This window comes from Clostridia bacterium (assembly GCA_026414765.1).
Taxonomy (GTDB): Bacteria; Bacillota; Clostridia; order Acetivibrionales; family DSM-27016; genus SKW86.
Genome location: JAOAIJ010000016.1, coordinates 177519 through 192474, shown reverse-complemented (window position 1 = coordinate 192474; position 14956 = coordinate 177519). Strand labels below are relative to the sequence as shown.

Annotated in this window: 17 protein-coding genes; 15 read left to right on the top strand and 2 right to left on the bottom strand. The window is 39.9% G+C overall.

The window, feature by feature from the left end:
* The first annotated feature begins 7 nt into the window (after nt 1-7).
* The 7 genes from N3I35_05645 to wecB all read left to right on the top strand — a co-directional run bounded on the left by N3I35_05645 (nt 8) and on the right by wecB (nt 5866).
* The gene (locus N3I35_05645; GenBank protein ID MCX8129571.1) at nt 8-1081 is read left to right on the top strand and encodes an L-threonylcarbamoyladenylate synthase; all 1074 of its coding nucleotides are present in this window, start codon (nt 8-10) and stop codon (nt 1079-1081) included.
* Between the two features lie 27 nt (nt 1082-1108).
* Nucleotides 1109-1615: a low molecular weight protein arginine phosphatase gene (locus N3I35_05640; GenBank protein ID MCX8129570.1), complete on the top strand. Its 507-nt coding sequence runs from the start codon at nt 1109-1111 to the stop codon at nt 1613-1615.
* Nucleotides 1616-1767: 152 nt separating this feature from the next.
* Nucleotides 1768-2214: a ribose 5-phosphate isomerase B gene (gene rpiB, locus N3I35_05635; protein MCX8129569.1), complete on the top strand. Its 447-nt coding sequence runs from the start codon at nt 1768-1770 to the stop codon at nt 2212-2214.
* Nucleotides 2215-2231: 17 nt separating this feature from the next.
* Nucleotides 2232-2861, top strand: a complete 630-nt coding sequence (upp, locus tag N3I35_05630; protein MCX8129568.1) for a uracil phosphoribosyltransferase — start codon at nt 2232-2234, stop codon at nt 2859-2861.
* A gap of 85 nt (nt 2862-2946) precedes the next feature.
* Nucleotides 2947-3384: a cytidine/deoxycytidylate deaminase family protein gene (locus N3I35_05625; protein ID MCX8129567.1), complete on the top strand. Its 438-nt coding sequence runs from the start codon at nt 2947-2949 to the stop codon at nt 3382-3384.
* Between the two features lie 112 nt (nt 3385-3496).
* The gene (locus N3I35_05620; GenBank protein MCX8129566.1) at nt 3497-4687 is read left to right on the top strand and encodes an undecaprenyl/decaprenyl-phosphate alpha-N-acetylglucosaminyl 1-phosphate transferase; all 1191 of its coding nucleotides are present in this window, start codon (nt 3497-3499) and stop codon (nt 4685-4687) included.
* Between the two features lie 27 nt (nt 4688-4714).
* Nucleotides 4715-5866 carry a UDP-N-acetylglucosamine 2-epimerase (non-hydrolyzing) gene (gene wecB / locus N3I35_05615; protein MCX8129565.1) on the top strand — a complete coding sequence of 384 codons (1152 nt, stop codon included), beginning with the start codon at nt 4715-4717 and terminating at the stop codon, nt 5864-5866.
* 116 nt (nt 5867-5982) lie between these two features.
* Here wecB and N3I35_05610 read toward each other — a convergent pair whose 3' ends face one another.
* Nucleotides 5983-6849, bottom strand: coding sequence for a flagellar motor protein MotB (locus tag N3I35_05610; protein ID MCX8129564.1), 867 nt, complete (start codon nt 6847-6849; stop codon nt 5983-5985).
* A gap of 3 nt (nt 6850-6852) precedes the next feature.
* Complete coding sequence (locus N3I35_05605) at nt 6853-7665, bottom strand: MotA/TolQ/ExbB proton channel family protein (GenBank protein ID MCX8129563.1); 813 nt, start codon at nt 7663-7665, stop codon at nt 6853-6855.
* 428 nt (nt 7666-8093) lie between these two features.
* On the opposite strand from N3I35_05605, the gene N3I35_05600 reads away from it, so the two are divergent.
* The 8 genes from N3I35_05600 to atpD all read left to right on the top strand — a co-directional run bounded on the left by N3I35_05600 (nt 8094) and on the right by atpD (nt 14953).
* Entirely contained in the window at nt 8094-8486 is a 393-nt protein-coding gene (locus tag N3I35_05600) for a hypothetical protein (protein ID MCX8129562.1), read from the top strand.
* 13 nt (nt 8487-8499) lie between these two features.
* The gene (locus tag N3I35_05595; protein ID MCX8129561.1) at nt 8500-9246 is read left to right on the top strand and encodes a F0F1 ATP synthase subunit A; all 747 of its coding nucleotides are present in this window, start codon (nt 8500-8502) and stop codon (nt 9244-9246) included.
* A gap of 19 nt (nt 9247-9265) precedes the next feature.
* Nucleotides 9266-9490, top strand: coding sequence for an ATP synthase F0 subunit C (gene atpE, locus N3I35_05590; protein MCX8129560.1), 225 nt, complete (start codon nt 9266-9268; stop codon nt 9488-9490).
* A 130-nt stretch (nt 9491-9620) separates the two neighbouring features.
* Nucleotides 9621-10109 carry a F0F1 ATP synthase subunit B gene (gene atpF, locus N3I35_05585; protein ID MCX8129559.1) on the top strand — a complete coding sequence of 163 codons (489 nt, stop codon included), beginning with the start codon at nt 9621-9623 and terminating at the stop codon, nt 10107-10109.
* The gene (locus tag N3I35_05580; GenBank protein MCX8129558.1) at nt 10109-10645 is read left to right on the top strand and encodes a F0F1 ATP synthase subunit delta; all 537 of its coding nucleotides are present in this window, start codon (nt 10109-10111) and stop codon (nt 10643-10645) included. Before atpF ends, N3I35_05580 begins: the two co-directional genes overlap by 1 nt.
* Nucleotides 10646-10962: 317 nt before the next feature.
* Complete coding sequence (atpA, locus tag N3I35_05575) at nt 10963-12474, top strand: F0F1 ATP synthase subunit alpha (protein MCX8129557.1); 1512 nt, start codon at nt 10963-10965, stop codon at nt 12472-12474.
* An 11-nt stretch (nt 12475-12485) separates the two neighbouring features.
* On the top strand, nt 12486-13376 hold the full coding sequence (gene atpG, locus N3I35_05570; protein MCX8129556.1) for an ATP synthase F1 subunit gamma: 891 nt from the start codon (nt 12486-12488) through the stop codon (nt 13374-13376).
* Between the two features lie 185 nt (nt 13377-13561).
* Nucleotides 13562-14953, top strand: a complete 1392-nt coding sequence (gene atpD, locus N3I35_05565; GenBank protein ID MCX8129555.1) for a F0F1 ATP synthase subunit beta — start codon at nt 13562-13564, stop codon at nt 14951-14953.
* Nucleotides 14954-14956 lie beyond the last annotated feature (3 nt).

Here is a 14956-nt window from a genome sequence, read left to right as displayed (position 1 = left end):
GATGGTATTGAAAACAGAAATCATCCGACTAGATTTTAATAATATAGACTCAGCCAGGTTAAGGTATGCTGCAAATATTCTTAAAAACGGTGGTCTTGTTGCCTTTCCGACAGAAACAGTTTACGGGCTCGGAGCTAATGCTCTTGATGAGACTGCTGTAAGAAATATATTTAAAGCAAAAGGCAGGCCAAACGACAACCCTCTTATCGTGCATATTGCAGAAAAGAAATCCTTAAGTAGTATAGTGAGCCATATGCCTTCAAATGCTTCCCTGCTTATGGACAAGTTCTGGCCCGGGCCATTAACACTTGTCATGCCAAAGTCCAATATAGTGCCGCCAGTTATTACCGCGGGGCTTGAAACAGTAGCAGTAAGGATGCCTCTTCATCCCATAGCTCTGGCTTTGATAAAGGAAGCAGGTGTTCCTGTAGCAGCACCCAGTGCAAATACTTCAGGAAAACCCAGTCCTACTACTGCTAAACATGTTATTGAAGATCTGTCGGGAAAAGTTGACATTATAATTGATGCAGGCAGTGCTCAAGTAGGGCTTGAATCCACAGTTCTTGACATAACTGTCAGTCCCGCTATGATTTTAAGACCCGGTGGTGTCACATCCATGGATCTCGAAAGAATCTTGGGTATTATAAATGTTGATCCCGCAATATTAACCAGCATTAGTGAGAGTATTATTCCAAAATCCCCCGGTATGAAGTACACCCACTACTCTCCAAAGGCTGATGTAATAGTAATAGATGGAAATCTTTCCGGTATTGTTGCTAAAATCAGACAGCTTTTAGCAGATTATTCTGAAAAGGGCATAAAGGCCGGCATACTTGCAACTGATCAGACAATAGATCTTTATGCACTTGCAAAACCTGTATCTGAGATAATATCCGTTGGAGACAGGACTAACCCCGAAACAATTGCCTCAAGCCTATTTAAGGCACTTAGGACATTTGACGAAAAAGGCGTGGACGTAATTCTGGCCGAGGCAGTAGACAAGTCAGGAATAGGTATGGCAATTATGAACAGGTTGAATAAAGCTGCAGGGTACAAAATAATTCATGCAGATAACGATTAATACAGTTCGGTTTGGATGGAGGTTAAAGTGAAAACAATACTCTTTGTTTGTACTGGGAACACATGCAGAAGCAGCATGGCAGAAGGAATTTTGAAAGCTGCACTTGAAAAGGATGAAGTATTGAAAGAAAAATATGAAATAGCTTCTGCCGGAGTTCATGCGTATGACGGTGATTGCGCAAGCGCCAATGCAGTAAGTGTTCTTAAGGATGTATGGAATATAGACATAAGCAGGCACCGGTCAAGACAACTTAACAGTAAACAGGTAAATGATGCTTTCCTTGTTCTCACTATGACCAGAGGCCATAAGGAAGCTATATTATCCCAATATCCCGATGCAGAGTCTAAGGTATACACTCTAAAAGAATTTGTAGCGTCAGATATACCGGATAAAGGCATTGAACCATATAACTTTTCGCTTGACATAACAGATCCGTTTGGAATGCCCGTACAGCTTTATAAACGTTGTGCTGATGAAATTAAATCTGCTATAGACAAGCTCATTCAAATAATAAGAAAAAAAGAAGGTTTATAAGCAATACCAGACAACTTTGAAGTCCTATTTTTAGATATTTTTATCTAAAGTTTTTTTGACATAGATATACCTATACTATAAAATAATTATGATAGGGAAAACTTTAAATACCAAGGATAATTGTTTAGCAACTATAAGGAGGACATTCTTTAATGATAGCTGTTGGAAGTGACCACGCAGGATATTTACTTAAAACTGAAGTAATAAAATTTCTTAAGGACAGCGGATATGAAGTAAAAGATTTCGGAACTTGCGACGAAAGTTCTGTTGATTACCCTGATTTCGGACTGGCTGTAGCTGAAGCAATTGCAAGCGGAAATTGTGAAAAAGGAATCATTATTTGCGGAACAGGCCTCGGAATTTCCATGGCTGCAAACAAGGTTCCCGGAATAAGAGCAGCTGTTTGCACAGATAGTTATATGGCTAGGATGAGCAGAGAGCATAATGATGCCAATGTATTATCATTAGGTGCCCGTGTTATCGGAGCGGGTCTTGCCCTTGATATTGTAGATATCTGGATGAAGACAGACTTCCAGGGTGGTAAGCACCTTACCAGAGTAAACAAAATTTCTGATATAGAAAAAAAATATTCAAGATAAGTGAGGTATTTATAAACATGAATAACGTTTTTGTATTTGATCACCCACTGATTCAACACAAAATTTCACTTTTAAGGGACAAAAATACTGATACTAAGGAATTCAGAGAGCTGGTATCAGAAATTTCCATGTTGATGGGATACGAAGTAACTAGAAATATGCCGTTAAAGGAAGTCGAAATAGAAACCCCCGTTGGTATAGCTAAAACAAAGGTGATTTCAGGCAAAAAGCTTGGTATAGTACCTATATTAAGGGCCGGTCTCGGTATGGTTGACGGTATGCTGAAACTCCTGCCTATGGCAAAAGTCGGACATATTGGTTTATACAGAGATCCAGAAAGCTTACAGCCGGTGGAATACTACTGCAAACTTCCTGTAGATGCTACAGAAAGGGATATAGTAATTCTTGATCCAATGCTTGCAACAGGAGGTTCAGCTTCTGCTGCAATAAAATTTATAAAAGACAAAGGTGTAAGCAACATTAAGTTAATGTGTCTCATAGCTGCACCTGAAGGAATTCAAAGAGTCAACAAGGACCACCCTGATGTAGAAGTCTACTGTGCCTGCGTTGATGAAAAGCTCAACGATCATGGATATATAATTCCAGGTTTAGGCGATGCTGGAGACAGACTTTTTGGAACAAAATAGTACAAAAAACAGTCTAATTGTAAGACTTACTAATTGTTAATTGTAAAAAGCCGGTACTCAATTGATTTATTAGGGGGTTATAAATATGAGGCCTTCATGGGATGAATATTTTATGGATATAGTTGATCTTATCAAGACAAGATCAACCTGTATAAGAAGGCAAGTTGGAGCATTGATAGTCAAGGATAAAAGAATTCTTTCAACTGGGTATAATGGAGCTCCTATGAGCTGTAAGCATTGCTCTGAGATCGGTTGCCTGAGAGATGAGCTGAAAATCCCTTCAGGTCAAAGACATGAGCTTTGCAGAGCTATACATGCCGAACAGAATGCGATCGTACAGGCTGCGTACTCCGGGACCAGTGTAAAGGACGGAACTTTATACGTAACTCACCAGCCATGCGTCCTCTGTGCAAAAATGGCCATAAATGCGGGTATTAAGAAAGTGGTTTTCAGGGGTGATTATCCTGATGACCTTTCTATGGAGCTTTTGAAAGAAGCCGGCATAAGAGTTGTTAAGCTATAACAATAAAAAGAGTTAATAAATAACTATCATGTGAAAATCATAATAAGTCAATCCACAACACCATAAAGTAAAATGCCCTGTAATGATTTTCACTTAAAGAAGGTGTGCTTTTGTGTTTTATGAATATATCATATCCTTTATATTGTCCTTTATTGTAGCTTTTTCAGCTACTCCTATCGCACGGAAGATAGCATTTAAAGCTGGTGCTATAGATATACCCAGAGATAATAGAAGGATGCATAAAAAACCAATTGCCAGACTTGGTGGATTGGCTATCATATCAGGTTTCCTTATAGCAGTATTATACAATTCCTTTAGTTCATACATAAATACTGCCAGCGCTTTTAAGCCTAACGTTCAATTTATAGGCTTCCTGGCCGGAATTCTGATTATTACCTCTATTGGAATAGTAGATGACATCAAGCAGATAAGGGCCAGGTATAAGCTTATATTTCAGCTTGCAGCAGCTTTTACTGTAGTTTTCACCGGTACAAGTATACCACGTTTGACAAACCCATTTGCTGCATCAGGTATGTCTGAGCTAAATCCGATCGTATCTTATGCCATAACTATTCTGTGGATTGTAGGCATAACTAATGCAGTAAATCTCATAGACGGTCTGGACGGACTTGCTGCGGGAGTATCTTCCATAGCGTCACTCTCGCTGTTTTTTGTGTCAGTAATAACCGAGAGATGGGATATGGCATTGATCACTGCTGCTCTAGCAGGGTCGGCCATGGGATTCCTTCCTTACAACTTTAATCCGGCAAAAATATTCATGGGTGATACGGGCTCTAACTTTCTTGGTTTTACTTTAGGAGTCATATCCATACAAGGTACTCTAAAGCAGTATGCCGCCATTGCTATAGCTATACCCCTATTGGTTCTGGGTCTTCCCCTATTTGATACTGCCTTTGCGATCATACGCAGATTATTACAAGGAAAGCCCATTATGGAGGCTGACAGGGGGCATTTGCACCATCGTCTGATAGATATGGGACTTACCCATAAACAATCAGTTGTCGTCATGTATACCGTAAGTGCCGCACTGGGTCTATGTGCTATTGTCCTTGCGGACAAGGGTGCTCTGAGTGCAATTATATTAGTCATAGCAGTATCTATTTTTGTTATAGGCGGAGCGAGATATATGAGTGAGCTGAGTAACGAGGATGAAACTGAAATTAATAAAGAAATTAATGGCAGGGCTTTAATGGATACTAGTTCAAATCCGGATAATCCGGATATAGATGAAGGTAAAGACAGCAAACCGCAAAGAGAGGATATATCTTCCGAACTGCTATAAAACTTACTTTGATTAAGGAGCATAATAATGAACAAACTGAAAGTAATGACAGTTTTCGGCACAAGGCCTGAAGCAGTCAAAATGGCACCTCTTGTAAAGGAACTGGAGAAATCCGATCAGATAGAATCCATTGTCTGTGTTACTGCCCAGCACAGACAAATGCTTGACCAGGTCTTAAACATGTTTGAAATAACTCCTCATCATGATCTGAATATAATGCAAAACAGACAAACCTTAATTGATATAACAGTAAGGTCCCTGGAAGGGTTAAGCCAGGTATTTGAGCAGGTCAAACCTGACATCGTGCTGGTACACGGAGATACAACCACTACGTTTGTAGGCAGTCTGGCAGCCTTTTATAGCCATATTTCTGTAGGACATGTGGAAGCGGGCCTAAGGACATTTGATAAGTATTTCCCTTTCCCTGAAGAAATGAACAGGAAACTTACAGCTGCCCTATCAGATATACACTTTGCCCCAACAGCAACAAATAAGACAAACCTTCTAAACGAAGGAGTACAGGATGATAAAATCTATACAACCGGAAATACCGTAATAGATGCTCTTAAAACAACAGTAAAAAAAGATTATGTTTTTGAAAATGAAAATCTGCAAAAAATTGATTACAATTGCAGCAGAGTAATAACAGTCACTGCACATAGAAGAGAAAATCTCGGCGAACCTCTTAAAAATATTTGCCGTGCTCTTAAGTATATAGCAGACAAATACACTGACATACAGGTAGTCTATCCCGTACATCTTAATCCTGCCGTACAGGAGGTTGCAAGAGATATTTTGGGAGGGCACAGCAGAGTACATCTGGTTAACCCGCTGGATGTCCAGGATATGCACAACCTGATGGACAGATCATACATCATTATGACAGATTCCGGTGGCCTGCAGGAAGAGGCTCCATCCCTCGGAAAGCCTGTTCTGGTCTTGAGAAATGAAACTGAAAGGCCTGAAGCCATAAACGCAGGAACGGTAAAGCTTGCAGGTACTGAAGAAAGTAAAATAATTCAACTCGCCGAGGAATTGCTTGAAAGTACCGAAGAATATAACAAAATGGCTAGGGCTGTTAATCCGTATGGGGACGGCCATGCATCTGAAAGGATTGTTAAAGCGTTATTATACGAGTTCGGTTACAGCAGTGAAAAGCCACAGAAGTTCAGGGTATAGCCAATACACGGTAATAATTATAAAGTTCGAGACAAAATTATACAGGGTTTCTTCATAATAAAAAAACAAGGCTGGAAGTTTCCAGCCTTGTTTTTTTATTATGAAGACCTCTTTTATTAATGAGCACTTTCACTTTCCTGCCCATGTCCCTCATTGCCTTCATGTCCGGCTTCGGACTGTTCTGTGCCATTTTGGGCTTCTTTATTTGCATCCTGCTCCCCAAGTTTTCCAGGCTCCGTTTTGTCAAAGACATTTTTAAGTATTACTATATTTACCCTTCTGTTTTTAGCCTTGTTTGCAGCATTTGTATTCGGCACCACCGGCCTTTGCTCTCCATAACCGGCTGAAGATATATTGCCCGCATTTATTCCTGCATTCTTAACTAAAAGCCTCAATACATTATTTGCACGAGCTGTTGAAAGCTCCAGATTGTCTATGTATTTGGAATTATTGGATAGGGGATCTGAGTCTGTATGCCCCTCTACCCTAATATTGTTTCCACTGATATTCTTGAGGATTATACCTATTTCCTGAATAGTAGGCTTCGACCCAGCTTCTATGTCTGCACTTCCAGGTTTGAACAGAAGTTGGGCAGTAATCGATATTACTATTCCCCTCTCTTCCATCTTGACATCTATCTTGCCTTCCAATCCTCCGTCTTTAGCAAGCTTAGTAACCTTTTCCTTTACAGCATCCATCTGCTCCTCCTCCATGTTTGAGGAAATAACAGAGGATGGCTTGTTTGAAGGCATAGGTACAAAGGAGTTTCCCCCACCTGGATTTACAGGTCTGACCGTACTGCCTGTATTCGTCCCGAAAGCGTTACTTAAAGATTGCGCCAGCTGTTCATATTTCTGCTGGTCTACCTGGCTTATTGCATACAATATGATAAAAAATATCAACAAAAGATTCATAAGATCGGCATATGTCAGCAGCCAACGCTCAGCGTTATCTTTAATAATTTTCTCTTTTGGTTTACCCAATATTTATCCCTCCGCTTCAGCTTGAGCTTCCTGCTTTGTTCCCCCGTGTCCATGCAGTTTTTCAAGAAGGGAAAGATTAAGCTTCTCTTTGATAATTCTTGGATTTTCTCCGGCCTGTATGGATAAAAGCCCCTCTATGATCAGATCATTTATCATAGCTTCACGTTCAGCTTTTGATTTTATCCTTGACGCAAAAGGCAAATATACCGCGTTGGCAAATAAAACCCCGTATAAAGTTGCAACGAATGCTGTTGCTATCATGTGTCCAAGCTCTGTAGTGTCCCCGCCCATGTGTCCAAGTATATTAACCATACCTGCAACTGTCCCTAAAACTCCCATGGTAGGTGAGAAGCCTCCCGCAGCTTCAAATATCTTTGCAGCAGATTCATGTATGTGCCCTCTGAGCTCGGTTTCTCGCTCAAGTATGTCCTTGATTACCTCAGTTTCTATACCGTCAACAACCAGCGCCAAACCTTTTTTTATGAGCTCATTTTCATTGTTTTGGGCATCCTGCTCAAGACTGAGGAGTCCATCCTTTCTCGCTTTCTCTGACAGTTCTGCAAGCTGATTTATTATGTCAATCTCGTTATAATTTTTTATAGTAAATATGGTTTTCATTGCCCCGGGTATTTTTTTTAACTCCGACATCGGAAAACTCAGCATTACAGCTCCTATAGTACCTAGAAAAACTATTGCGGCTGCTGGTGTAGAAATAAGCCCTGCAAGGTTTCCAAACTGAAATTTGGCTTCAATCAAGAATCCAAGTATTAGACCCATAAACGCCATTACCAACCCAATTATTGCACCTAAATCCATACGGTCCACTCCTAACAAGTTCTTAGTCTTTTGTTTTAATCACTTTACCCTACAAAAAAATAAAGATTACCTCAGTGTACAGACGATACCATTATGCAACTCATCAGTAAACCAATAAATATGCATACTTATCAGAAATCAAGCAATTCAAACCTTTGAATATGTATATAACAATAACACAAAGGTATGAAACAATTCAATTGGAATTTGTTAAAAATAAGTCAATCTGGGTATTGATTTAAACCCCTTACTGTGATATTATCTTTATAAAATTTATTTTCGCACTGCTTAATATTTTGTCGTTTGGGGCTTTAAATGTGTTTTAATATTAATTAAAAAGTATTTTAAAGCCTTTTTGCATATTCAATTTATCGGCAACTAACGACAAATACTTTAACATTTTTAATAACAATAAAAGGAAAAGCAAATTGTTAAACAGCAAGATTGAAAAATTTATAGTAAGACGGGTTTTAGTGCTTTTTTTTGTTTTAGTCATAGTAGACTTGGTATTTTTACACCATAAATGGTTTATACTATTGGGGTTGATACTGGGTAGTCTCTTCAGTGTATTCAAATTCAGTTCCACCGCTACTATGTATATGCGTTTTTTGGGACACCACGATAAAAATACCGTAATAATGCGCAGTATTTTGAAATACATATTGAATCAACTGGCTACCGTTGCTTTATTGGTAGTATCTATATTGTTTAACTTTTACCTTTTTATAGGCACTACAGCGGGTATTTTGCTTGTTCCTTCTGTTTTGTTCATCAACGCACTGACTGAGGGCTTTGGCATAACACATAACAATTTCGAATAAGAAGGTGTTCATTATGGAAGATTTAAATCATGTGATGGAGTCAAACGATATCTTTTCTTTCAATGTTTTTGGAATAAAAATACCGATTTCAGATAGTATTATTACAATGTGGATAATAATGGCTGTTCTTGTCATTTTAGCTTATGTTTTTACTAGAAAGCTGAAAACTATTCCTGAAGGAAAGCAGAATGCAATAGAATCACTGGTGGAATTTGTTAACAATTTCCTTAAAGATAACATGGGTCACTTCTGGAGACCCTTTGCCCCCTATCTGGGAACCATCCTGCTTTTCCTTGTAGTATCAAATATTGTATCGATATTCAGCGTTCTTCCTACCGGCGAAGAGCTTTACCATCTCACCGGAATAAAGTTCTTTGAACATCTTCCGCATTATGTAATTGCCCCTCCAACAAAAGACCTGAACGTAACTGCTGCCATGGGAATGATGTCCATATTGCTGGTATTTTTCTCAGCAATTAGGTATAAGGGTTTTTTGGGTTGGATAAAGTCACTTGCAAAGCCTTCCCCTATAATGATACCATTTAATGTCCTGGACTATGGTACAAGGACACTGTCCTTGTCTTTAAGGCTTTTTGGAAACATTCTGGCAGCATATATCGTCATGGAGCTTCTTTATGGGTTTGTATCCCCTGTAGTGCCAGCACTTTTCAGTCTGTATTTTGATTTGTTTGATGGTGCTTTACAAGCTTATATATTTGTTTTCTTAACTTCAATTTATATTACTGAGGCAGTCGAATAAGGAGGTGAATTTAATGCCAATAGGTGGATTAGTAGCAATTGGTGCCGGTCTAGCGGTTTTTACGGGTTTAGGAGCAGGTATAGGAATAGGTATTGCAGCTTCCAAGGCCGCTGAGGGAGTTTCAAGAAACCCCGAAGCTTCAGGAAAAATTATGACAGTTACTCTTGTAGCATCAGCACTTGCAGAAGCAACCGCAATATATGGTTTTGTTATCTCTTTGATCTTAATCGGAAAAATAGGTTAACAGGTCTTCCGCAATCAGGGGAAGCATACTTCCCCCTGGTTGCAAATGCATATTTTAGTAAAATTAATTACATCTCCTGGAAAATTACCTGAATGGCTGTTTGATGTCATTTTTGAAAGGATGAATATAGATGTTTGAAAGCTTGGATAAAATAAAATTTTTGATAGTTGCCTTAAATTTGCTGATTCTTTACTTTCTTCTAAAACGAACACTGTTCAAGCCTGTAACTCAGCATATGGAAAACAGGACAAAAATGATCAGGGATTCCATTGATAATGCTGAAAAGGCCAAGGCAGATGCAGCAGAATTGAAGAAGAAGTATGAAGATCAGTTGAGGACAGCTAAAGACGAGGCGGATAAGATATTAAACGAAGCCCGTTCCAGAGCCAATAAGGAATATGAAGAAATTCTTCAGGCAGCAAAAAAAGATGCTGAGGGCACTATGCTGAAAGCTAGAGAAGAGATAGAACGTGAAAGAATCCAGATGCTGAAGGATGTAAGAAGTGAAGTGGCTTCCCTTGCGCTTGCAGCAGCCTCAAAGGTTATAGAAGCCAATATGGATACTGAAAGCAACAAGGTTCTCGTCAACAAGTTTATTGATGAGGCAGGTGTTGCATAATGCCAATTGTAGAAAAAAGGTATGCAAAAGCTCTGATAGATGTAGCTTTGACAGGCGGAAACTCAGATGTGTTTCAGAAAGAGCTTCAATATGTTGTAGATATTTTCAATAACCAATCAGATTTTAAGTGCTTTTTCCTGAATCCCGAAGTAAAGAACGAAATAAAAAAGGACACGGTCAAGAAGCTTTTCGATGGCAAATTAAAACCGGAAATGGTGAATTTCCTTCTGCTGCTTCTGGACAAAGGCCGTATAAACTTACTAAATGGGATTAATAAAGAATACTCAGAGCTTGCCGACAAAATGAAGAATATTCTGTATATGACCATTGTCTCAGCTGTTCCGCTAGAAGAAGTGCAAATCGGTTCCATAAAGGAAAAATACCGCAGGCTTCATAATTCTACAGCCGTAAAAGCAGAACTGGTCGTTGACAAATCGTTAATAGGCGGTATAAAGGTCAAGATCGGAGATAAGCTAATAGACGGTTCTGTTAAAGGAAGGCTTGAAGGTCTGAAGCAACTGATAGTGGAAGGCTGACAGAAGCAATATTCGTAGGTTTGCTTCATTAATTGGGTAGTAAATTGTAGAAGACATAAAGTTTAATAAATATAAATACTAATTAGCTGGCAACAACGACTGTGGCACATACAGTTAATCGTATATTTCTACTGTAGATTTGTCCATTGTCGACTGTCAACTGGTTTACAGACGTGATAGTTTGAAAGACCTTAGTCTGGAAAGCTATGCTCTGATAGCGCATTAAATTAAATTTAACCCCATAAAAAAGTGTTTCAACACTTTTTGTGTGCCCAGTGGGACAATTCATTTGGCACATTGGGGAAATGGAGGTTAATATGAATTTGAAGCCTGAAGAAATAAGCTCAATAATAAAACAGCAAATTGAAAATTATGGAGTAAAGACAAAAACCGAAGATGTAGGATATGTTCTCATGTCAGGTGATGGTATCGCCAGAATTTATGGCCTTGAAGGCTGTATGTACGGTGAGTTGCTCGAATTTGAAGGTGGCGTAAAAGGTATGGCGCTTAACCTTGAGGAAGACAATGTCGGTTGCGTTATACTGGGTGATGCAGAGGAAATAAGAGAAGGCACTTCTGTAAAACGTACAGGTAAGACTGTCGAAGTACCTGTTGGGAAAGCTCTTATAGGCAGGGTTGTAAACCCGCTGGGACTGCCCCTTGACGGTAAAGGTGAAATACAGACAGACAGATATAGACCTATAGATTATACAGCTCCCGGTGTTATTGACAGAAAATCCGTTAATAAACCACTTCAAACAGGAATTATGGCTATAGATGCCATGACCCCTATCGGTAGAGGTCAAAGGGAATTGATAATAGGTGACAGGCAGACGGGTAAAACTGCCATAGCTATTGATACAATCATCAACCAAAAGGGTAAGGATGTAATATGTATATATGTTGCCATAGGTCAAAAAGCTTCAACTGTTGCAGGTATAGTTAATACTCTTGAACAGTTTGGCGCAATGGAATATACAATAGTAGTATCATCAACAGCCAGTGAAATGGCTCCGGTACAGTATATCGCTCCTTACGCCGGTGTGGCAATGGCTGAAGAATTCATGTACACAGACCACAAGGACGTTCTTATAATATACGATGATCTTTCAAAACACGCTGTTGCTTACAGGGCAATGTCCTTGCTCTTGAGGCGCCCACCGGGAAGAGAAGCTTATCCGGGTGACGTATTCTACCTCCATTCAAGGCTCCTTGAAAGAGCTGCTAAATTAAGCGACGAACTGGGCGGCGGCTCAATCACTGCTTTACCGATAATCGAAACACTTGCCGGTGATGTTTCTGCATATATCCCGACAAATGTTATATCGATTACTGATGGACAGATTTACCTTGAGTCCGAATTATTCTTTGCAGGCCAGAGGCCAGCTGTAAACGTTGGTTTATCCGTTTCCAGGGTTGGTGGAGCTGCACAGATAAAGGCCATGAAAAAAGTTGCAGGCCCACTCAGAATGAACCTTGCTCAATACAGAGAGCTTGCTGTTTTTGCACAGTTCGGTTCCGATCTGGACAAAGCTACCCGTGACAAACTTGCACAGGGTGAAAGGGTTGTAGAAACATTAAAGCAGCCCCAATACCGTTCAATGCCGGTAGAAGACCAGGTAATAGTACTTTATACTGCAACAAGCAAATACCTTATGGAAATACCCATAAAAGAAGTAAGAAAGTTTAATACAGACCTTGTAAGATTTATCCGGGACAGATATCCGGAGATACCAAAAGCTATTGTTGAAACCGGAGAGCTGAAATCTGAAACTGAAGAGGCTCTAAAGAAGGCTGTAGAAGAGTTCATAAAAGACTTTTTAAGATAGTTGGTGATATCATGGCAAACATGCGTGAGATTAAGCTTAGGATAAAGAGTATAAAAGAAACAAGGCAAATTACAAAGGCCATGAAGCTAATATCCGCTGCCAAGCTTAAGAAAGCGAGACAACAGCTTGAACAAACCCTGCCTTTCTTTGACAAGGTCAAAGCAACCATGGCAGATATACTTCAGCACAGCGGAAACATAAACAACATATTCTTTGATGTGAGAAATGAGAAGGAAGGTAAAAAGAAGGGCTATCTGGTCATTACAGGAGATAAAGGTCTTGCCGGAGGCTATAATCATAACATTATCAAGCTGACTGTAGAACAAGTCAAAGAAAATGCCGGATCATTGCTATTGGTAGCAGGCCATATGGGCAGGGGCTACTTCACCAGGAATAACTATAATGTAGACCCGGATTTCGACTATTCAGTTCAAGATCCTACAGTATACAGATCGAGGGAAATATCCGAAAACCTTCTCCAGATGTTCAGCAAGGGAGAAGTGGATGAAGTATATCTGGTATATACTAAAATGGTTTCCTCTATAAAGCTTGAGCCTACTATTATGAAATTGCTTCCTCTGGAACTGGAGTCTTTAAGGAAGGATATTGGGATAGAAGAATCAGAAGCTGATGTGAAAATTGATGAAATTTTAAGTTATGAGCCTTCCCCGAAAGCAGTTTTTGATGTACTCGTACCAAAGTATGTAAAAGGCATAGTGTATGGTGCACTTGTTGAGGCTTTCACCAGTGAACAGAGTGCCAGAATGTCTGCCATGGACAATGCAACTTCAAATGCAGACGAAATGCTTCAGAGGCTTAATCTTTATTACAATAGAGCAAGACAGGCTGCAATAACTCAGGAAATATCCGAAATAGTAGGCGGAGCAGCCGCACTTGAATAGATTGGCGAACGTTTAGCAACTTGCAATGAGCAACAAAAAGTTATCAGAGTAAATAAAGGTCAACTGTAATATATGTAACAAGCTAGTTTATAGTCATTAACAAACCGACTTTGGAATTGATATTTGACTAAAACTCCATTTGTCAATTGCCCATAGTCAATCAGATACGGAATGAGGTGGATATAATGTCCGGTAAAGCTGGAAGCATAGTATCAATAATTGGACCTGTTATCGACGTTAAATTCGAAAGCGGTTCACTTCCAAAAATTTATAATGCTATAAGGATTAATAATAACGGTGCCAATATCACTGCCGAAGTCATGCAGCACCTTGGCAATGATACAGTCAGATGTGTTGCCATGTCATCAACAGACGGCCTGGTAAGAGGTATGGAAGCAATAGACACCGGAGACGCTATCAAGGTACCTGTTGGTAAGGAAGTTCTTGGTAGAGTTTTTAATGTACTGGGTGAACCAGTCGATAAAAAGGGTGATGTACCTGCAACTGAATTTCTCCCGATACACAGACCTGCACCCGGCTTTGAGGATCAAAAGCCTGCAACGGAAATCTTTGAAACCGGTATAAAGGTAATAGACCTCCTTGCCCCATATGCAAAAGGCGGTAAAATCGGTTTATTTGGTGGAGCCGGTGTTGGAAAAACTGTTCTTATACAGGAGCTTATAAGAAATATAGCAACCGAGCACGGCGGTTATTCAGTCTTCACCGGTGTGGGTGAAAGAACTAGGGAAGGTAATGACCTGCTCCATGAAATGACTGAATCAGGAGTTATCGAGAAGACTGCAATGGTATTCGGCCAAATGAACGAACCACCAGGATCAAGAATGAGAGTCGGCCTTACGGGGTTGACTATGGCGGAGTACTTCAGGGATACACTGGGACAGGATGTTCTTTTGTTTATAGATAATATATTCAGATTTGTACAAGCAGGCTCCGAAGTTTCAGCCTTGCTTGGCAGGGTTCCGTCAGCCGTTGGTTACCAGCCTACACTCGCAACAGATGTTGGCGAATTGCAGGAAAGAATTACATCTACGAGAAAAGGTTCAATTACATCCGTTCAAGCTGTATATGTTCCTGCCGATGACCTTACAGATCCAGCGCCGGCTACGACTTTTGCCCATCTTGATGCTACTACGGTTCTTTCAAGGCAGATAGTTGAAAAGGGTATCTACCCTGCTGTTGACCCTCTTGATTCTACATCAAGAATTCTTGACCCGCGTATCGTAGGTGAAGATCATTATAATGTAGCAAGACGCGTACAGGAAGTATTACAGAGATATAAAGAACTCCAGGATATCATCGCAATCCTTGGTATGGATGAACTGTCGGAAGATGACAAGCTTACCGTATTCAGAGCAAGGAAGATCGAAAGATACCTGTCGCAGCCTTTCTTCGTAGCCGAGCAATTCACTGGCTACTCAGGAAAGTATGTTCCTATTAAAGAAACTATCCGCGGATTCAAGGAAATTATTGATGGTAAGATGGATGATATCCCTGAAGTTGCTTTCTATATGAAAGGTACCATCGATGAAGTATATGAAGCAGCCAAGGATATGTAGGGG

Excerpts from the sequence above, each read along its gene's own strand:
- atpA (MCX8129557.1), top strand. The coding sequence starts at position 10,963 with ATGAATTTGAAGCCTGAAGAAATAAGCTCAATAATAAAACAGCAAATT.
- N3I35_05595 (MCX8129561.1), top strand. The coding sequence starts at position 8,500 with ATGGAAGATTTAAATCATGTGATGGAGTCAAACGATATCTTTTCTTTC.
- N3I35_05625 (MCX8129567.1), top strand. The coding sequence starts at position 2,947 with ATGAGGCCTTCATGGGATGAATATTTTATGGATATAGTTGATCTTATC.
- N3I35_05580 (MCX8129558.1), top strand. The coding sequence starts at position 10,109 with ATGCCAATTGTAGAAAAAAGGTATGCAAAAGCTCTGATAGATGTAGCT.
- atpF (MCX8129559.1), top strand. The coding sequence starts at position 9,621 with ATGTTTGAAAGCTTGGATAAAATAAAATTTTTGATAGTTGCCTTAAAT.
- atpG (MCX8129556.1), top strand. The coding sequence starts at position 12,486 with ATGGCAAACATGCGTGAGATTAAGCTTAGGATAAAGAGTATAAAAGAA.
- atpD (MCX8129555.1), top strand. The coding sequence starts at position 13,562 with ATGTCCGGTAAAGCTGGAAGCATAGTATCAATAATTGGACCTGTTATC.
- upp (MCX8129568.1), top strand. The coding sequence starts at position 2,232 with ATGAATAACGTTTTTGTATTTGATCACCCACTGATTCAACACAAAATT.
- wecB (MCX8129565.1), top strand. The coding sequence starts at position 4,715 with ATGAACAAACTGAAAGTAATGACAGTTTTCGGCACAAGGCCTGAAGCA.
- rpiB (MCX8129569.1), top strand. The coding sequence starts at position 1,768 with ATGATAGCTGTTGGAAGTGACCACGCAGGATATTTACTTAAAACTGAA.
- N3I35_05605 (MCX8129563.1), bottom strand. The coding sequence starts at position 7,665 with ATGGATTTAGGTGCAATAATTGGGTTGGTAATGGCGTTTATGGGTCTA.